This is a genomic window from Mycobacterium toneyamaense (genome assembly GCF_055384815.1).
This window is the reverse complement of record NZ_AP040333.1, coordinates 460,116-477,701: the sequence shown is the minus strand read 5'-3', so window position 1 is coordinate 477,701 and position 17,586 is coordinate 460,116. Positions and strand designations below refer to the sequence as shown.

Below are 17,586 nucleotides of genomic sequence, written 5' to 3'. Positions count from 1 at the left end.
CGTTTAACCATGTCCGAGTCCGGCTTCGGCGATTTCGAGTTCGAACGAAAGTTCCTCGTCCGCGACCTGCCCGCTGTCACAGCGTCCGACCCGAGCCCTGCCCTGATCGTGCAGGCCTACCTGTTCGCGTCCGATGGCTATGCCGTCCGGGTGCGCGTCCAGGGCCCCGCTCCGGCCGATCTCAGTGATCCGGCGCTGGACCTCATCGACGCCATCGGCAGCGACTCGATCGGCACCATGACCGCCAAGGGCCCGGCCACCGGCGGCACCCGCTATGAGGCCGAACGCGAACTCGATCCGTTGGTGGCCGGCGAAATCGTCCGTCGCGCCGAGCACGTCGTCACCAAGGTGCGGTATTCGGTGTGGCTGGGTGAGGACGGCTGGATCATCGACCGATTCACCGGCGGCAATGCCCCGCTCCTGCTGGCCGAGGTCGAGCGCGGCGGACCGGTGGTCGACCTGGCGATCCCGACGTTCTGTGTCACCGAGGTGTCCGAGGACGACCGGTTCCGCAACGAGTACCTGGCCCACCAGCCGTACGGCACGTGGGCCGACGCACACCGGCGCGAACTCGACCGGCTGGGCCCCAGCTTCGTCAACACGTTGGGGCAGAACCACTTCGACGATGCCTGATGGGACTTGACGACCGCGAAGCGCTGATGACGGTGCGGGCCGTGGTCGACCCTGCGCGCGGCGGGGACGACGTGATCGGCCGCTTCTACACCCGGTGGTTCGCCGGCGACCTGTCGGCGCGCGACCTCTTCCCACCCGACCTGGCCGGCCAGCGCACCGCCTTCAGCCAGGCGCTGTTCTGGGTGCTGGGCGAGTTCATCGAGCAGCGCGCCGAGGAGCCGGTGGCATTCCTGGCCCAGCTCGGCCGGGATCACCGCAAATACGGTGTGGGACATCAGCATTACGCGGCGCTGCAGGACGCGCTGCTGACCACCCTGCGCGATGAACTCGGCGACCGCTGGGATGCCCGGGTCGCCGAGGCCACCACGCATGCCGTGGACCTGATCGTCGGCGTCATGCGCGGCGCGGCCGATGCCGAACAGACGCCGCCCTATGTCGACGGCACCGTCGTCGAGCATCTGCGCGTCACCCGGGATGTCTCGGTGGTACGACTGCAGCTCGACCAGGCGCTGCCGTATCACGCCGGGCAGTACGTCGCGGTGCAGGTGCCGCAGTGGCCGCGACGCTGGCGACACCTGAGTCCCTCGATGCCGTCAGATGCCAGCGGCGCCATCGAGTTTCACGTCCGCTCCGTCAGCGGCGGCATGGTGAGCACCGCGATCGTCAACCAGACCGCGCCCGGCGACCGCTGGCGACTGTCCAATCCGCATGGCGGAATGCATGTTTCACGTTCCGACGGTGATGTGCTCATGGTGGCCGGCAGCACCGGACTCGCCCCGCTGCGGGCGCTGTTGATGAATCTGTGCCGCGAGGCCGAGAATCCGCGCGTGCACCTGTTCTTCGGCGGGCGCTACCCGTGCGACCTGTACGACCTGCGTGTCCTCTGGGAGATCGCGGCCACCAATCCGTGGCTGTCCGTCACGCCGGTGTCCGAGTACTCCACCGATCCGCCGTGGGCCGCCGACTATCCCGATGTGACGCCGCCGCGCGGGCTGCACGTCCGGCAGACGGGGCTGCTGGCAGACGTCGTGACGAGCTACGGCAGCTGGGGCGACCGGCAGATCCTGCTGTGCGGCGGGCCCGCGATGGTCACGGCGACCAAAGCCGCCCTGATCGCCAAAGGCGCACCACCAGAACGTATTCAGCACGACCCGTTGGCCCACTGACGCTGGAGGAATCGATGGCCGAACTCGACACCGTCGTCTTGCGCGACCCCGAGTCCGCGATGAGGGCGACGTTCGTCCCCGGTGCCGGCATGATCGGCACGTCGTTCGCCGAAGGCGATCTCGAGTTCCTCGGCCAGCGCCGCGGCCTCGACGCCTACCTGGCGAACGCCAAGACCATGGGTATCCCGCTGCTGTATCCGTGGGCGAACCGGTTGGGCGCCAACACATATGACGTCGACGGTGGCGTCGTCACGTTGACGCCCGGCTCCGGCGGTGTCCGTACCGACCCGCACGGCGCACCCATGCACGGTGTCCTGGCCGCGTACCCGGGTTGGGTGATCGTCGAGCAGTCCGCGAATTCGGTCACCGCCGCAGTCGATTTCAACCGGCCCGGCCTGTTGGCGTCGTTCCCGTTCCCGCATGTGCTGACGCAGCGGGCCACGTTGGTGGGTCGTGTCCTGTCGGTCGAGACGACCGTCCGGCCGTCGGCGTCCGCAGCGGTGCCGCTGTGCTTCGGGTACCACCCGTACCTGACGATTCCGGGTGTGCCCCGTGAGGATTGGGTACTGGAGACGCCGGCGATGCGGCACCTGCCGACCGATGATCGCGGATTGCCGTGCGGTGTTGTCGAACCGTGGCCGGCGCAGTCCGCGCCGCTCGGCGACACCGCCTACGACGACGGGTTCGACCAGGTGCCCGACGGCGCGCAGTTCATCCTCAGCGGTGGCGACCACCGGATCACGGTGACGTTCGAAACCGGCTACCCCGCCGCGCAGCTGTTCGCGCCGCCCGGCGACGCATTGGTGGCCATCGAGCCCATGGCCGCGCCCACCGACGCGCTGCGTCGTGGCGGCCACCGCGTCGCGGCGCCGGGTCGACCGGCGACAGCGCGGTTCTCGATCACGGTCAACTGAGTTCCGAAATCGCGGCCGGTGCCGCACACTTTCTGACGTGGATACGCAAGACCGCCTCGACCGGTGGGAACACCGCGCGGAGTGGCCCCTGGCCGCCGTCGCCGCCCTGTTCCTGGCCGCCTACAGCATCGAGGTCCTCGCCCAGCCGCACGGACTCGTCGCGCGGCTGCTGACCTTGGTGACCTGGTTGGCGTGGGCAGTATTCACCGCGGACTACGCGGCCCGGCTCTACCTGGCCCCCGACCGCAAGCAGTGGTTCTTCCGGCATCTGGTCGACCTTGCCGTCGTGCTGCTGCCGCTGTTGCGGCCACTGCGCCTGCTCCGGCTGGTCGTGCTGGTCGGCGCCCTGCAGAAGGCCATCGGCAATGCCATCCGCGGCAAAGTGATCATCTACACCATCTCGGGCGCGGTGCTGCTGGTGTACGTCGGGGCGCTGGCGGTGTACGAAGCCGAGCGGGGTGCGCCGGACGCCCACATCACGAGCTTCGGCCTGGCCGTGTGGTGGGCGATGACCACGATCACCACCGTCGGCTACGGCGACATGTATCCCGTCACCACGACCGGCCGGGTCATGGCCAGCCTCATGATGATCGGCGGCATCAGCCTGGTCGGTTCGATCACCGCGACCATCGCGTCATGGATCGTGCAGAGCGTGTCGATCGACGATCAGAAACAAGACGCCGTGACGGCAGCGCACATCGAAGACCTGCGGGGTGAGATCGCACAACTGCGGGAGTTGTTGCGCGACAAGGTGAGTGGAGATGCAACTCCAGTCAACTGAGCAGCGTCACAGCTAACCCGCTTCGTTCCGTTGGCCACGCTCTGCACGCAGCACGCCTTCATTTGGATCAAAGATCAGCACAAGGGAATCGCCAAGGCGAACTCCAGCGGCCTTGGCAAGACGGCGAATTGATCCCATGTTGGGCGCAGCGGGCTCGGACAGTGCCCACGCAACGGAGACGGACCCGTTGGATGTTTCGAAGTCGCGGCGGTTCCCCGGCGTCACACCGATCGCCTGCGCGACAGGCGGATCGATCGACAAGCCCGAACCTCGGAGAACGTGTGCAGTCACTGGGATGGCAATTCCGATGCAGCCGCCGGACTGGCGAACTGCGCCAGGCACGGTGCTCAGTGAAGGTATTGATGGCCATGCGTCTTCGGGGCGTCGGCAACGCACCATGCCCCTTTCGGTTACGAACGCGAGAGTCGCCAGGTACGTACGGACTGAGCTTTCCTTGATGTCCGGGAATGCCTTGAGCATGTCGTCAAGCAAAGTCCGTACCGGCATCCGCCCGCCGGCAGCCTCGATACGGTTGGTCAGTTCTTGCGCGATGCCGCCGTACTCGGGATAACTCCACCCGGCCAAGGCCCATCCAGTTCGGCTCGTTCGCCTAAATGTGTCGTTGCCGTGCAACGCTTTCAGTACAGATTTGGCGCTGACCGAATCCCCCACCATGCCGCTGATTTCTTCGGCAGTCATCGGCCGCCCAGCAGCGTCCAATGCCGCTACGATCTTGGCCCTGAGCCCAGAGCGCGGCGGCAGGTAGGCGCCGCCAATCCTGCTCAGTGCCAGCGTGTCCAAATACGGAGGCACTGCATCTCGCCGCATCCCTTCGGCTGTGAGCTCCCCAGCCAGTGTCTCCAGGGTCTGGGCGGGCCCTCCACGAAAGAGCCTCCGGACACAAGCATCGACCCGTCGAAGTCCGCCCTGCGACGCATCTTCGAACCAGTCCCCATGCTCCTTGTACGGCCCGGCGACGTACAGCAACAGCCGGGCGGCTTCGCTCGTCGGCTCTAGCCCCAGCTGCTGAATCTCTGACTCGACTGTTTCTCGCGGCACATAGATGCCGAGCCTGCGGCGCAATTCATCTGCCGACTGCCGGATCCAAAAGTGGCCAGGTTCGCTGAGTAGTTCCGCGAAGCGCGACCGAATCCGGCTATCGTTTCGCCACAACCAGGTCGGGTGCACACCAAGCTCTTCGGCGAGCCGCTCTTGAGTGACTTGAGTGGATCCCCATGCTCGAGCGCGCAGAACGCGGTGGTCGCGCTCCCCGATGCCAGCCACCAATCGATCGAGCCCGTCTGCAAGCGACGGTTGAGGACCGTCCACAGAGTCCGCCAATTGGCTCACTGCGTCATGTGCTGCTGCCACGATCGACGCGACGGTACGGACCCCGCTCGATCGAGATTCAAGCAGTTCGGCGATCGTCGTTTCGGCGATGTCGGACCACGTTGTGTAGCGCGATGCGTACAAACTCCGCGCACGAGGCGGCAACTTTCCGTACGGAATGCGCAGGTTCGCGACCGCATCAAAGCCAGCGACGAGTTCACCAATCTGAGCGTCTTCGGACACCCACAATCTCGGTGCAGGATCGGTCGAGGCCACTGGCAAGAATCGCTCTAGGTATCTGCTTCAGATGGATGTCGGGCCGCAGTCAGCGTCAAGCGCAAACTTGTGCTGTCGACGACAGCCCAATCCTATCGGGGCCATGACGCGCCACTCGAAAAGTCAGCGAAGCCACGCGCCTCGCACGATCTGCCCACACTTTTGGTGCAGGTAACCGCTCTTCCGGCCCACTATCCTTATTGGGACGACTGATAACCGCCCCGGCGTAAAATCGGTCCGGGGTTGTCGTGTGAAGGGGGCGGCGTGGACGTAGTCAAGGTCGACACAGAGATGCTGCGGCATCAGGTGGCGAAACTCGAGGAGACTATCGGTCATCTCGAGTCGCATGAGAAGACGGTCGGGCACGCCATCGACTCATTCGGTGAGGCACTGAAGGGCGACACGGGCAAGGCCGTCGCGGCGGCTCTGAGCAGCTATCAGAAGGCGATGGCCGCACTGCGCACCGAGCAACACGGCATTACCGAAAAGCTGCACTCCGCGGTTGCGGCCTACGACTCGACCGACACCAATGCCGCCTCAGGCCTGACCCAAGCAATGCATCTGTAGGGGGACATCAATGGCCGAGCAAGAGTGGCACTTTGCGAAGATCGAGCAGACGGTCGGCGACCTCAAGGATGAGCACAAGCGGTTGAACGACGTTCTGGCCGAGGAGCGCGCTCGGATTCAGATGGTCAGCAGCGACATCTGGCACGGCACCGCTCGTGAGGGGTGGCAAGCTGCCGAGCGTTCGTGGGGTGAGAAGGCCGACGCTGCGCTGGAAGCCTTGAACAAGCTGATCGGCGCCATCCAGGGCGGTCATGATTCGATGGAATCCGCCGAGGGGAAGCTCAAGGGCAAGTTCGGCTGACCGACTCAGGGAGGGGAATTCGGTGTCGAGTAGTCACCGTCCGCTGGGGGCGCATCGCAGGGCGGGCAGCAGATGACGCCTACGTTGAAGGTTGATACAGCCCAACTCGCGGCTGCCGGTCAAGCGTTTCAAGCAGCGTCGGACGCGGTGCCGGCTGCTCCGGCTTTCTACATTCCGCCCGCCGCAGATGCGCTGTCGTCTGCCGCGGCGACCAATGCCCCAAAGTTCGCGGACCCGATAACGACCGGCTTGCCCAAGCTGAAAACCGAGACCGCGGCCTATGCAGCGAACGTCAAGGACGCGGCGTCCACGTACGCGACGACTGATCAACAGGCCGCGGCAGACGTGCTGAAACAAAAGCTCGATGATCCGGCAGGCCAAGGGTCTGGCGGCGGCGGTGGCGTGCCAGGCGGTGGCGGCGGGGCGGGCTCACCCGGCGGCGCCGCCAATTCGGCCAAAGCTGGCGCAACGTCCGCGGTCGCATCGGGCGCGACAAGTGCCGGCGGGGATCCGATGAGTCAGCTGAGCCAACTCGGCCAGATGGGCGGCCAGATGCTGCAGATGCCTATGCAGATGGCCCAGGCAGCGGGAGCAATCCCGCAAGCGGCGATGCAGATGGCCCAGCAAGTGGGCCAGCAGATCGGCCAAATGGCCGGCAAGAAGGGCGAGTCCGACAAGGACAAGCCAGAAGACGCTGCGCAGAAAGCTGCTGACGACAAGAAAGCCGACGAAGAAAAGAAGTCGGCAGACGACAAAGACAAGTCGCAGGCGCAGTCCGAGAAAGCGCAGCCGAAGGCTCCGGTCGAGGGCAAGCATGCTGCAGCGCCGATCCACGGTTCAAGCGCTCCCCCCGTCCCCCCGTCTTCGTCTGCACCACGACACGCCGCACCGACCCGACCCAATGTGGAGGAACAACTGTGACCCAGCCACCGCAGTCCGGCCCGTGGGGTGCTCACCCCCCGCAGCAGCCCGGAAACTGGCAGGGCTACCCCGGTGGACAACATGGGCCGGGTCCGCAGGGGCAGTGGAACCCGCAACAGCAGTGGCCGAATCCAGCTCCTGCTCCTCAGAAGAAGGGCCCGCTGAAGTGGGTCCTCGGTGCAATCGCCCTAATCGCTGTCATCGCGGTCACCGCCGTGGTGGCGGTGTCATGCGCTGGCGGCAATGGTTCCAACAACGGTGGCGGCGGGAATACGCCATCATCGGGCTCGAAATCTGATATCGCCAGCGCTAACGACACCGGACCTGTTTCGGTTATTATCGAGGACCCGTCGTGTGCGCCGTGGCAGCCGATCAACGACACGTTGGCAAATAGTGTGAAGAATGGCTGGGACAAGCGTGACCCATCCGTTCCGGCTACAGGCTGGACGCCGGAAACACGAGCGCTTTACCAATCGGCAGCTGAAGCTTTTCGAAAGTCGGCAGATCAGACCGTTCCATTGATTAAGTTGACACCTCACCGAGTGATGAGAGAGCTGTACCAACAGTACATCGCCTATATACGCGCATTTGTTGACCATGTCCCGAATTACACACCCAACGATAACTACCTCGTTTCGACGGCGACCATCATCGGGATGGCACTAACGAATATCTGCCAGGCGGCAAAGTCCGGTTCCGCTGCTGCACGTGGGCCATTGGTTGCAAGTGCGCCTTCACCATCTAAAATTGCGCCGATCGGCGATCCTGACAAGCCAGTGAGATTTTTGATGGAGTCAGACCAAGGGTGCTCCGACTGGACTACGATTCTCGACCGACTCCAAGCAGATCCGGCATACGAAAAATGGAACAAAGAGGACACAAATATCCCTGCAAGCGACTGGCCTCCGGAGTACCGCGCGGAGAACGATGCAATAAAATCAGTTCTCACTAGAATCTCCGAAGAAATGACACAGCTAGGACACAAAAGCGCAAACCCAATTATCGAAGATTTTGCAGTACTCGCAGCTCAGTACAGCCGGGCTTACGTCGAGGGCATCCCGACATACACCAGTGCTGATACCGATCTTTACAACGTGTTCTGGCGGGTATCGGGGGCAATTAGCTCGGCGTGCAAGGCCACGGGGGCGAGCTGATGACTGACAGGCAAAAGCCGAGTGGCGCTGACGAGATGTTAGAGCCTGGAGGCTGGCCTGAAGCAAGTGAAAGTCGCTTTCACCAAGTCGCAGAAGATTGCGTGAACGCGCTCCGAAATCTTGTTACTCACAGCTCCACGCCTTGGGATTCAAAGCACCGCGACACGTTCCGCAACGGTGGGGGAAATTGGTCCGGTGAAGCCGCATCTGCTGCAGAAGGAAAAGGGAGCGGAATTCTTCGGAAATTCGCTGAGATGCGGCAGCATCTCACGAATGCGGCGAACTGGAACAATGACGTGGCACAGGCCATCGCCAAAGCAAAAGACGAGATCATCGATAATGTGGGTAAGGCATTATCAGATATCGCCAAACTGTCCCAGGATGATCCCGATTACGCCACTCTCGTTCAAAATCGAAAGAAGCAGTGCTACCGAGCCAATCTCGATGTGGTTTCCAAAGCGACACTCAGTGTTGGACAACCACCCGGATACAAGCCAGCACTAAACGAACAAGATCTCCTTTCAAACGGCCTGCCTGTGCTGGCACCGCCTACATCGGCACCGAATCCCTCAGGGCCGGGTGCACCTGCCCCAGGGCACGGGCGCGCGAACGATCAATCGCCAGAAGCACCAAAGGTGACCCCAACTGCCAATAACCCAGCGCCTGGACCTGCGCCTGGGCCTGGGTCCGGCGCCCCTACACCACAAGCTCCAGGACACGAGCGCGCGAACGATCAATCGCCAGAAGCACCAAAGGTGACCCCAGCAACCAACAATCCAGCACCTGGGCCTGGCGCCCCAACACCCCAAACTCCAGAACACGGGCGCGCGAACGATCAACTGCCAGCGGCGCCCATTGCGAAACCAGCGGCCGGAGCGCAGCCAGCCGAGCTCGCAGCCAACAACGGCGGTACGGCCAATGGGTTGGCGGGCGTCGTGACACAAACTCCACCGTCCGGGGCGAGAAGCGTGGGTGGTGGCAGCGGCGGCACATCTGCCGCGGCCACCAGCAGCGGAAGCAGCAGTCCTGTCAGTGGGCTGGGGGGATCGCCTAGCAGCACCAGTGCCTCGCAGACGAGCAACCCAAGCGGCCAGCCAACCGGAGCACAGCAGCCGGGCGGCCAACCGAACAACCCTCTGCAGCAAGGGCTGCAGCAATTCGGCCAGGGTCTGCAGAGCGGCGCGGGTAACACTTCGCAACCGCTGGCCGCAGCCCAGCCGGCGACGCAACAGCCCACTACGCCACCTCCGGCGACACCGACTGGTGCAGCCAGCGGTACGTCGGCGACAAGCGCCGCACCCGTCGGTGCCGCATCGGCAGCAGGCGGCGGGTCTGTCGGTGGCCCCGCGGCTGCAGCACCGGCTGCACCGGCAGCTCCGCTGGGCCCTGCTCCCACGCCTTCTCCGGCGGCACCGGTGGCACAACCCGGACAGGGCGGCCCCGTCGGACCAACAGGCCCAGGTGTCGCCGCGGCCGGTACGAACAACCAGCAAGCTGCTGCCGCGGCCGCGCCGATCCCGGTCAGCCCGGCGCGCGCAGAGCGCGACGCCATGGCAGCGGCCGCCAAAGCCGGCCTGCTGCAACGTAAGTCGGCAGGAAACACCGACGCAGATATCGAAATCGCGCGGCGCATTTCCGCGGCATTGCATGCGCCGCCGTCTATTCCGGCGGCCAGCTATCAGTTCACGTGGGCGGTTGGAGTCACGTCCGAGGGCCAGATTCTTGCGGCCAACTCGTACGGGATCGGCTACATCCCGGACGGGGTCAAGCTCCCAGGGCAGGTGACCCTGGTCAGTGCGGATGAGGCAATCTCGCCGGCTGAGCGCGGCCGCTGGGTCAATGTACCGTTCCTCGCATTACAAGGCTGGGCGCAGTTCCATGGCAAGACGCTTCGCGCGATCATCGGCACGCCTGACGAGGTGAAGCCCTACAAGTCGAGCATGCATGCCGAGGAGTTGGCACCTGACGACATCCCCGCCGACGGCACGATGCAAGGTCGGTCTCGCCTGCAAGTGATTGCACCGGAAGCCGCTGCGCGACTTGAGGAATGGTCTGACGTCACGCTGTACGAGGCACTGCCGCCTCGACCGGTGCAAGATGCCCCACCCGACGCCAAGCAGACCATGAAGCTCTGGGTAGAGACGATCAAGCCGCTGCTACGTACGACTGGCACCAACGGTCCGGTTGACCATCTGACGAAGCTCATCGCATACGCCGATCACATGCAAAGTGTCGAGCTGTACAAGGCGTACACCGCTCCGCATGTGGCTGCGCAGCGTGCGGCGATGTCGGATTGGATCTACTGGCAACATGTTTCGTCGATCTGCCAGGACGCCACGAATCCCGTTCTTGGCAGCGTTCAGGCGTGAACGATTCCGGTGACGCATGGGAGCGCACTGCTGTCCGGCCGTTCGAGGTCTTTCCCGAGCTATATCGGCACATGGACACACAATTGCTGTCGGCCATTGCTAGCGGCGACGACGCCAGCCGAGCGGCCGCGATCGGTGCCGGCAGTCGCGAGGTAGTCGAGCGGATCGCACATCTACGTGAACCATGGGTTTTAAACATCGATGCCGATGCCACGATCGAGTCGATCGACCGGCACGCGGTGAAGCTGTTCGAGCGCGGTGCGCCAGAGATCGGAGAATGGGTCCAGCGCATTCTCGGTCATTGGCGGCGGCAGCGGTCCTGGTTCAACCTAACGGTCGACGTCGTCGCCAGGGCTGGCGATGATGATCTGAACCGCGTCATCATCGCCTCTGCCGACTGCATCCGGCGGGCCACATTTGCGTTCTTGGACATCGACTTTGGCGCTGACCCACCAATGCCCGACGACCCGTCCTATGGATTGCTGTTAGCCGTTGGCGAGATTTTCACGACTCATCGGGATCAGAATCCGCTCCGGATGCAGCTCGATTCCGTCGGAGGGCTCGCTGCTGCACCCGAGCACAACCCGTGGGTGGCCGCGCTCATCGATCAAGAACTAGTGATCTACCGCCGGCTATATCGAGTGTTTTTCCAGCTCTTGGAACACGCTGGCATGTTCGCTGATCGTGAGGATGACCGCGAGTTCTTCTACACACCTGACGAGGTGGACCGCCAAACCCGTTGAACCGTTGGGGTTCAGCTCCGCTGCGGATTCCCCCGCCGCCGCGGTTCCCACAGCACCAGTGCGGTGCTGGGCTTGCGGACGCGTTCGAGTTCGGCGGTGACCTCGGCGAGCCTGGCCTGCAGCGCCTCGACCTGATTGGTCAGCTCGATGATGCGCTTGATGCCGGCCAGGTTGACGCCCTCGTCCTGGGACAGCCGCTGCACCTCGCGCAGCAGGTCGACGTCGTGCTGCGAATACCGTCGACCGCCGCCCGAAGTGCGCTGCGGGCTGACCAGGCCGAGCCGGTCGTATGTCCGCAACGTCTGCGCGTGCATACCGGCCAGCTCGGCGGCCACCGAGATCAGGAAGGTCCGTGCTTCCTCTGTCTTACGCCGGGCTGCGCTCATAACGAGCCTGCCCAACCGGCCCGCGGATCAAATCCACTGGCCCGCTCTGCCTTTGCGTACGCCTCCAGCGCCTCCGCCGCTTCACCCTCGAGGTTGGGCGGCACGGCCACCTTGACGGTGACCAGCAGGTCGCCATGGCCGCCGTCGCTGCCGCGCTTGGGCACACCGCGCCCGCGCACCCGCAGGATGCGGCCGTCGGACGTGCCCTTGGGCACCCTGACGCCGACCTTGCCTTCCAGAGTCGGCACGGAAAGCGTTGTCCCCAATGCCAATTCATGGAAGCTCACCGGAACGGTGACGGTGAGATCGTCGCCGTCGCGGCCGAACACCTTGTCGGGCCGGACGTGCACGGTGACGTACAGGTCGCCCGAGGGCGCCCCGCGTAGACCCGCTTCCCCCTGCCCGGCCAGCCGGATGCGCTGACCGTCGGTGACACCCGGAGGGATGCGCACGTTGATGGTGCGCGTCCGGGTGGAGACGCCGGTGCCTTTGCACTCGTCACACGGGTGCTCGATGATCGAGCCCGTGCCGCGGCATTCGGTGCACGGCTCCGAGAAGCCGAACGCACCCTGGTTGCGGTTGATGACACCGGCGCCGTTGCAGTTGGGACACACCTTCGGGCTGGTGCCCGGACGCGCGCCACTGCCGTGGCAGTTGGTGCAGGGTGCCGGGCTGGTCAGGCGCAGCGGCATGGCCACGCCCTTGGTCGCTTCGAGGAAGCTCAGCTCGGTTTCGGTTTCCAGGTCGTTGCCGCGGCGCGGACGGCTGGGGCGCGGCTGCTGCGCGCCCCGGCCGAACAGGCCGCCGAACAGGTCACCGATGTTGGCGCCGCCGGTCTGCCCCGCCTGGTCGAACAGGTCGCCCAGATTGAACTCCGCGGAGTCGCCGCCGAAACCTCCGAAGCCGCCTCCACCGCCGCTGAACCGGCGGCCGAATCCACCGTTGGCGAAAAGCCGTCGGGTTTCGTCGTATTCGGCACGCTTGGTGTCGTCGGTCAGAATTTCCTTGGCCTCGGTCGCCGCTTTGTAGCGTTCCTCGGCCGCCGGGTTGTTCGGATTGCGGTCCGGATGGTTGTCGGCCAGCACCTTGCGCGCGGCGCGCTTGATCTCATCCTTGGTGGCGTCAGAGGTGACGCCGAGTTCCTTGTAGAAGTCCTTCTCGACCCATTCACGTTGAGCCATGTCGCGTCACCTCCTCAGCGTCGCTCGGTTACTCGTTTGATTCTGATTTCTGTTCGGTCGCAGCGTCGGTATTGATGGGCGTGTCGGGCGTATCAGCTGCGGGTTCGGCGTCGACGACACCGACCATCGCGTGCCGCAGCACCTGCTCACCGAGCTTGTAGCCGCGACGCATGACGGTCCCCAACACCGGGTTGGAGCCGTCGCCTTCGTGCTGAACGGCTTCGTGCAGCGACGGGTCGAACGCGTCGCCCTCGGCGCCGAACGATGCCAGACCGAGGCTCTCCAGCGCACCGGAAAGCTTGTCTGCCACCGACTTCAGCGGCCCCGACTCGAGATCACCGTGGGCGCGGGCCCGCTCGAGGTCGTCGAGCACCGGCAAGAACTGCTGCACGACAATGGCTTTGGCCCGCTCGGCTGCGGCCTGCTCCTGACGGATGGCCCGCTTGCGGTAGTTGTCGTACTCGGCCTTGAGCCGCTGCAGGTCTGCCTTGAGCTCGGCGGCTTCGTCGGACACCGGAGACTCGGCGGCCCCACCGGAGGCCGGGGAGCCCGGCGCCGACCCCTCAGGGGCCGACGCCGGAGCGCCCTCACGTGGTTCGCCGGTTTCCGGATCGATGCGCCGCTTGTCGGTGATGGTCACCGGCTCGTGCGAATCGTCCTGGCTCACTTGTTCTCCTGATCGTCCTCGACAACCTCGGCGTCCACGACGTTGTCATCTGCGGCGGCGCCACTCGGAGCACCCGCACCCGCACCGGCCTGCTCGGCCTGAGTGGCCTCGTAGATCGCCTGGCCCAGGGCCTGGCTCTCGACGCCCAGCTTCTCCATGGCCGTCTTGATGGCGGCGATGTCGGTGCCGGCGAGCGCGGTCTTGGCCTCGGCGATGGCACCGTCGACCTTGGTCAGGGTCTCCTCGGGGACCTTCGAGCCACCTTCGGCTTCACGCTGGTCCTTGACGAACTTCTCCGTCTGGTAGACCAGCGACTCGGCCTGGTTGCGGACGTCCGCCTCTTCGCGACGCTTCTTGTCCTCTTCGGCGTGCGCCTCGGCGTCCTTGATCATCCGGTCGATCTCGTCCTGCGACAGGCCCGAGCCTTCCTGGATCTTGATCGTGTTTTCCTTGCCGGTGCCCTTGTCCTTGGCGGTGACGTGCACGATGCCGTTGACGTCGATGTCGAAGGTGACCTCGATCTGCGGCACGCCACGCGGAGCCGGCGGGATGCCGGTCAGCTCGAAGCTGCCGAGCAGCTTGTTGTGCGCCGCGATCTCACGCTCACCCTGGAAGACCTGAATCTGCACCGACGGCTGGTTGTCGTCGGCCGTGGTGAAGGTCTCGGACCGCTTGGTCGGGATGGTGGTGTTGCGCTCGATCAGCTTGGTCATCACGCCACCCTTGGTCTCGATACCGAGGGACAGCGGGGTGACGTCAAGCAGCAGAACGTCTTTCACCTCACCCTTGAGCACACCGGCCTGCAGCGCGGCACCAACGGCCACGACCTCGTCCGGGTTCACGCCCTTGTTGGGCTCCTTGCCACCGGTCAGTTCCTTGACCAGTTCGGTGACGGCGGGCATACGGGTCGAGCCACCGACGAGGACCACGTGGTCGATGTCGGAGACCGAGATGCCGGCGTCCTTGATCACCGACTGGAACGGCTGACGGGTCCGGTCGAGCAGGTCCTGCGTGATGCGCTGGAACTCGGCACGGGTCAGCTGCTCGTCGAGGAACAGCGGGTTCTTGTCGGCGTCGACGGTGATGTACGGCAGGTTGATCGAGGTGCTCTGGCTCGAGCTCAGCTCGATCTTGGCCTTCTCCGCAGCCTCACGCAGACGCTGCATCGCCATCTTGTCCTTGGTCAGGTCGATGCCGCTGGTGCCCTTGAACTTGTCGACCAGCCACTGCACGATGCGCTCGTCCCAGTCGTCGCCACCGAGGTGGTTGTCACCGGAGGTCGCCTTGACCTCGACGACGCCCTCGCCGATTTCCAGCAGCGAGACGTCGAAGGTGCCGCCACCGAGGTCGAAGACCAGGATGGTCTGCTCCTTCTCGCCCTTGTCCAGGCCGTAGGCCAGGGCGGCCGCGGTCGGCTCGTTGACGATGCGGAGCACGTTGAGGCCGGCGATCTGGCCGGCTTCCTTGGTGGCCTGACGCTGAGCGTCGTTGAAGTAGGCCGGGACGGTGATCACGGCGTCGGTGATGTCCTCACCGAGGTACGCCTCCGCGTCGCGCTTCAGCTTCTGCAGCGTGCGCGCGCTGATCTCCTGCGAGGTGTACTGCTTGCCGTCGATGTCGATGGTCCAGTCAGTACCGATGTGCCGCTTCACCGAACGGATGGTCCGGTCGACGTTGGTCACTGCCTGGTTCTTCGCGGGCTGGCCGACCAGCACCTCGCCGTTACGCGCGAACGCGACGACCGACGGGGTGGTCCGGGAGCCCTCAGAGTTGGCTACGACGACGGGGTCGCCGCCCTCCAGCACCGAGACGCAAGAGTTGGTGGTCCCGAGGTCGATACCGACCGCACGAGCCATAGTGATGCCTCCTGATAGACATTGTTGGGTGATCTGAGCGAACTGCGCTCAAGCTTGCTATCGGACGAGGCCGTCTGTCAAGCCGAACTTGAGTCTGTTGCACTCAACTTGTTGTCGGTCAGTCCAACCTGGGCGGTTCGCGATCTATTCCCGATTCCCCAAAAATGTCCATCCGGGGCCATCAACGCTGGTCAGGCACCTCCAGCAGCGACCATTGCCCGCACCGAGTCCGGCAATTCGGCTGTCGACCACTCCGCCCGCCGCGGCTCCCCGTAGGTGACCGAGAAGGGCACGATGCCCGCCCAGGCGGTGGTTTCCTCGTCCGGTTCGGCCAGCGGACCACCGTTGACCTTGTACACCCAGTCGCCGTCGACGATCGGCAGGGAGATGACGTTGGTCGCCGCGACCTCCTTCGGCAGCATCGCGCGCACCTCGGCAGTACGGCCGGGGATCAGCAGCTCGCTGAAGCGCTCCAGGAGGGCTTCCCGGTCTTCGCGTTCGGCGGGTTGCACTTCGCCGTAGATCACCGCCGATCGGTAGTGCACCGAGGAGTCAAAAGTGCTGTGCGCCACCACAAGTGCATCCATGGCCGTCACACAGAAGGCAACCTGTTTCCCCGCCCCCTTGACGCCCAGTGTGCCCGCACCGGTCGAGCCGTGGATGAGAATCCGATCCTCGTGACGGACGAACAGCGTCGGCACCGCAAGGGGCCGAACCTTGCCGTTCGGACGGGCCACATCGCCGACGCTGAGCACGCCCCACCACTGCCCATCGAGGAACTCCTCGAGAGCGGCGCGCGCCGTGGACTGACGACCGTACTTACGAGTGACCTTTTCCATGAGTCCACATCATCATGATTGCGGCCTCATCGAAATAGCCAGAAATACCGCTTTTGGCAGGCCAGTATTCTGGCTGAGTGGCGCGGCACACGCGGGCGGTACATCTGCCCCTCGATCCGACCGACCTCAGCGCCAGGGCCATCGCGAGCCAGCTGGTGGGGTTGATCGCCGCCGGGCAGGTCGGCGACGGCGACTGGCTGCCGTCGACTCGCGCGCTCGCCCACGAACTCGGCACCTCGCGGACGATGGTCGCGTCCGCCTACGACGAACTGGTCGCCGCCGGATTTCTCGAGGGGGTGCCCGGTGCCGGAACCCGGACAACCGTCGGCGCCACGGCAGCCGCCCGTGCCGGACTGTCCAGCCGCGCCCCGCGCCTGGAGAAGACGCCCTCTGCGCCCGCCGCGCATGCCGCGGCGCACCCAACCGATGCCGTCGACCTGCGCCCAGGCTCGCCGGACACCGGTCTCATCGACATGCGGGCATGGACCCGCGCGTGGCGGGCCGCGGCGTCGACCCGACCGACGACGCTCTCGCCGTGGCAGGACACCGACGATGCCTTCACCGCCGCCATGTCGCGCCACCTGCGCACCAACCGGGGTGTCGATACCGACACGGTCTTCGACGTCCCCGGATCGACCGCGGCATTTCAGACACTGGCGGCCGTAAGTGGCCTCACCCGCTGTTATCTCGAATCGCCCTGCTACCCCGCCGCCGCCGACGAATTCAGCCGCGCCGGCTTGGATCTGGTTTTCGTCCCCGTCGACCACGATGGGCTCTGCGTCGACAGGCTCGGTGACGACCCCGGCATCGTCTACACCACACCGGCTCACCAGTACCCGCTCGGACACCGGCTCTCGGTGAATCGGCGCGCCGCGTTGGTCGCGTGGGCCAAACGGACCGGGTCGATCGTCATCGAGGACGACTACGACGGCGAGTTCCGCTACGGCGTTGCGCCACTTCCCGCCATCCGGTCGATTCCCGGCGCCGGAGAACACGTCGCCTACGTCGGTACCGCCTCCAAGATGCTGGCGCCGAGCCTGGGCGCCGCCTGGCTGGTACCGCCACTGCCCCTGCACGACGCGGTCCAGACTTACCTTCGCGAGCACCGCATCGCGGTCTCCACCGTCACGCGCACGGCCCCTCACCGCCTTGATCACCGGCGGTGAGTTGCAGCGGCACCTGGCACGCGCAAGCCGCGAATACCGTTGCCGCCGAGACATTCTCATCACCGAACTCGAAGCGCGCCGCCCCGGACTGGAAGTGCTCGGCGTCCAGGCGGGGTTGCACGTCGCCATCCTGCTGCCCGATAGCTGCCCCGATCTCGACGTTGCCGAATTGCTCCGCGCCGATGGCCTGCTCGTCTCGCCGCTGTCGACCTTTCCCCAGCATCCCGGCTCCGAAATAAACGGCATCACAGTCAATTTCGCGCAGATCGACCGCTCGACCGCCAGGCGCTTCGCCGAATGCACTGCCGCAGCTCTCGCGCAGGGCGCACCATGGTGA

At 65.0% G+C, this 17,586-nt stretch carries 19 protein-coding genes; 12 read left to right on the top strand and 7 right to left on the bottom strand.

Annotation, left to right across the window (positions count from 1 at the left end; translation table 11 throughout):
• Nucleotides 1-9 precede the first annotated feature (9 nt).
• The 4 genes from ACZ5IQ_RS02150 to ACZ5IQ_RS02135 are packed head-to-tail and all read left to right on the top strand — an operon-like array spanning nucleotide 10 to nucleotide 3,494.
• A complete protein-coding gene (locus ACZ5IQ_RS02150) occupies nucleotides 10-633 on the top strand; it encodes a CYTH domain-containing protein (RefSeq protein WP_212808147.1) in 624 nt (207 codons plus the stop codon).
• A complete protein-coding gene (locus tag ACZ5IQ_RS02145; protein WP_212808146.1) occupies nucleotides 633-1,799 on the top strand; it encodes an FAD-binding oxidoreductase in 1,167 nt (388 codons plus the stop codon). The genes ACZ5IQ_RS02150 and ACZ5IQ_RS02145 overlap by 1 nt, the downstream gene beginning before the upstream one ends.
• Before the next feature lie 14 nt (nucleotides 1,800-1,813).
• On the top strand, nucleotides 1,814-2,713 hold the full coding sequence (locus tag ACZ5IQ_RS02140) for an aldose 1-epimerase (protein ID WP_212808145.1): 900 nt from the start codon (nucleotides 1,814-1,816) through the stop codon (nucleotides 2,711-2,713).
• Between the two features lie 37 nt (nucleotides 2,714-2,750).
• Entirely contained in the window at nucleotides 2,751-3,494 is a 744-nt protein-coding gene (locus ACZ5IQ_RS02135) for a potassium channel family protein (protein WP_464480731.1), read from the top strand.
• Nucleotides 3,495-3,506: 12 nt separating this feature from the next.
• Here ACZ5IQ_RS02135 and ACZ5IQ_RS02130 read toward each other — a convergent pair whose 3' ends face one another.
• Nucleotides 3,507-5,066 (bottom strand): hypothetical protein, encoded by a 1,560-nt coding sequence (locus ACZ5IQ_RS02130; RefSeq protein WP_464480730.1) that lies wholly within the window; start codon nucleotides 5,064-5,066, stop codon nucleotides 3,507-3,509.
• A 297-nt stretch (nucleotides 5,067-5,363) separates the two neighbouring features.
• Between ACZ5IQ_RS02130 and ACZ5IQ_RS02125 the strand changes: the two genes are divergently transcribed.
• From ACZ5IQ_RS02125 to ACZ5IQ_RS02110, 4 genes are all read left to right on the top strand, one after another.
• Nucleotides 5,364-5,666: a WXG100 family type VII secretion target gene (locus ACZ5IQ_RS02125; protein ID WP_135357213.1), complete on the top strand. Its 303-nt coding sequence runs from the start codon at nucleotides 5,364-5,366 to the stop codon at nucleotides 5,664-5,666.
• A gap of 10 nt (nucleotides 5,667-5,676) precedes the next feature.
• Nucleotides 5,677-5,967 carry a WXG100 family type VII secretion target gene (locus tag ACZ5IQ_RS02120; protein WP_029120443.1) on the top strand — a complete coding sequence of 97 codons (291 nt, stop codon included), beginning with the start codon at nucleotides 5,677-5,679 and terminating at the stop codon, nucleotides 5,965-5,967.
• A gap of 72 nt (nucleotides 5,968-6,039) precedes the next feature.
• Nucleotides 6,040-6,888 (top strand): hypothetical protein, encoded by an 849-nt coding sequence (locus ACZ5IQ_RS02115; protein ID WP_464480729.1) that lies wholly within the window; start codon nucleotides 6,040-6,042, stop codon nucleotides 6,886-6,888.
• Entirely contained in the window at nucleotides 6,885-8,042 is a 1,158-nt protein-coding gene (locus ACZ5IQ_RS02110; protein ID WP_212808140.1) for a hypothetical protein, read from the top strand. Before ACZ5IQ_RS02115 ends, ACZ5IQ_RS02110 begins: the two co-directional genes overlap by 4 nt.
• A 1,236-nt stretch (nucleotides 8,043-9,278) precedes the next feature.
• Here the strand turns inward: ACZ5IQ_RS02110 and ACZ5IQ_RS02105 are convergent.
• Nucleotides 9,279-9,464, bottom strand: coding sequence for a hypothetical protein (locus tag ACZ5IQ_RS02105; protein ID WP_464480728.1), 186 nt, complete (start codon nucleotides 9,462-9,464; stop codon nucleotides 9,279-9,281).
• Between ACZ5IQ_RS02105 and ACZ5IQ_RS02100 the strand changes: the two genes are divergently transcribed.
• Complete coding sequence (locus ACZ5IQ_RS02100; RefSeq protein ID WP_464480727.1) at nucleotides 9,458-10,411, top strand: secretion protein EccK; 954 nt, start codon at nucleotides 9,458-9,460, stop codon at nucleotides 10,409-10,411. The genes ACZ5IQ_RS02105 and ACZ5IQ_RS02100 overlap by 7 nt on opposite strands.
• Nucleotides 10,408-11,154 carry a hypothetical protein gene (locus ACZ5IQ_RS02095; RefSeq protein WP_464480726.1) on the top strand — a complete coding sequence of 249 codons (747 nt, stop codon included), beginning with the start codon at nucleotides 10,408-10,410 and terminating at the stop codon, nucleotides 11,152-11,154. Before ACZ5IQ_RS02100 ends, ACZ5IQ_RS02095 begins: the two co-directional genes overlap by 4 nt.
• 11 nt (nucleotides 11,155-11,165) lie before the next feature.
• Here the strand turns inward: ACZ5IQ_RS02095 and ACZ5IQ_RS02090 are convergent, their stop codons facing one another.
• From ACZ5IQ_RS02090 to ACZ5IQ_RS02070, 5 genes are all read right to left on the bottom strand, one after another.
• Nucleotides 11,166-11,540, bottom strand: coding sequence for a heat shock protein transcriptional repressor HspR (locus ACZ5IQ_RS02090; protein ID WP_064857520.1), 375 nt, complete (start codon nucleotides 11,538-11,540; stop codon nucleotides 11,166-11,168).
• The gene (gene dnaJ / locus ACZ5IQ_RS02085) at nucleotides 11,537-12,721 is read right to left on the bottom strand and encodes a molecular chaperone DnaJ (protein ID WP_064857519.1); all 1,185 of its coding nucleotides are present in this window, start codon (nucleotides 12,719-12,721) and stop codon (nucleotides 11,537-11,539) included. Before dnaJ ends, ACZ5IQ_RS02090 begins: the two co-directional genes overlap by 4 nt.
• 28 nt (nucleotides 12,722-12,749) lie before the next feature.
• A complete protein-coding gene (grpE, locus tag ACZ5IQ_RS02080) occupies nucleotides 12,750-13,388 on the bottom strand; it encodes a nucleotide exchange factor GrpE (RefSeq protein WP_406775139.1) in 639 nt (212 codons plus the stop codon).
• The gene (gene dnaK, locus ACZ5IQ_RS02075) at nucleotides 13,385-15,244 is read right to left on the bottom strand and encodes a molecular chaperone DnaK (RefSeq protein WP_406775140.1); all 1,860 of its coding nucleotides are present in this window, start codon (nucleotides 15,242-15,244) and stop codon (nucleotides 13,385-13,387) included. The genes grpE and dnaK overlap by 4 nt, the downstream gene beginning before the upstream one ends.
• 191 nt (nucleotides 15,245-15,435) lie before the next feature.
• Nucleotides 15,436-16,083 (bottom strand): pyridoxamine 5'-phosphate oxidase family protein, encoded by a 648-nt coding sequence (locus tag ACZ5IQ_RS02070; protein ID WP_406775141.1) that lies wholly within the window; start codon nucleotides 16,081-16,083, stop codon nucleotides 15,436-15,438.
• Between the two features lie 77 nt (nucleotides 16,084-16,160).
• Here ACZ5IQ_RS02070 and ACZ5IQ_RS02065 point away from each other — a divergent pair, with 77 nt between their 5' ends.
• Together ACZ5IQ_RS02065 and ACZ5IQ_RS02060 are read left to right on the top strand one after the other, a co-directional pair.
• Nucleotides 16,161-17,249, top strand: coding sequence for an aminotransferase-like domain-containing protein (locus ACZ5IQ_RS02065; protein ID WP_464480725.1), 1,089 nt, complete (start codon nucleotides 16,161-16,163; stop codon nucleotides 17,247-17,249).
• A complete protein-coding gene (locus ACZ5IQ_RS02060) occupies nucleotides 17,233-17,586 on the top strand; it encodes a hypothetical protein (RefSeq protein ID WP_464480724.1) in 354 nt (117 codons plus the stop codon). The genes ACZ5IQ_RS02065 and ACZ5IQ_RS02060 overlap by 17 nt, the downstream gene beginning before the upstream one ends.

Bases quoted from the DNA above. Each gene is read 5' to 3' on its own strand.
- dnaK (WP_406775140.1), bottom strand. From the start codon at position 15,244: ATGGCTCGTGCGGTCGGTATCGACCTCGGGACCACCAACTCTTGCGTC.
- ACZ5IQ_RS02090 (WP_064857520.1), bottom strand. From the start codon at position 11,540: ATGAGCGCAGCCCGGCGTAAGACAGAGGAAGCACGGACCTTCCTGATC.
- ACZ5IQ_RS02140 (WP_212808145.1), top strand. From the start codon at position 1,814: ATGGCCGAACTCGACACCGTCGTCTTGCGCGACCCCGAGTCCGCGATG.
- ACZ5IQ_RS02070 (WP_406775141.1), bottom strand. From the start codon at position 16,083: ATGGAAAAGGTCACTCGTAAGTACGGTCGTCAGTCCACGGCGCGCGCC.
- dnaJ (WP_064857519.1), bottom strand. From the start codon at position 12,721: ATGGCTCAACGTGAATGGGTCGAGAAGGACTTCTACAAGGAACTCGGC.
- ACZ5IQ_RS02145 (WP_212808146.1), top strand. From the start codon at position 633: ATGGGACTTGACGACCGCGAAGCGCTGATGACGGTGCGGGCCGTGGTC.
- ACZ5IQ_RS02120 (WP_029120443.1), top strand. From the start codon at position 5,677: ATGGCCGAGCAAGAGTGGCACTTTGCGAAGATCGAGCAGACGGTCGGC.
- ACZ5IQ_RS02150 (WP_212808147.1), top strand. From the start codon at position 10: ATGTCCGAGTCCGGCTTCGGCGATTTCGAGTTCGAACGAAAGTTCCTC.
- ACZ5IQ_RS02115 (WP_464480729.1), top strand. From the start codon at position 6,040: ATGACGCCTACGTTGAAGGTTGATACAGCCCAACTCGCGGCTGCCGGT.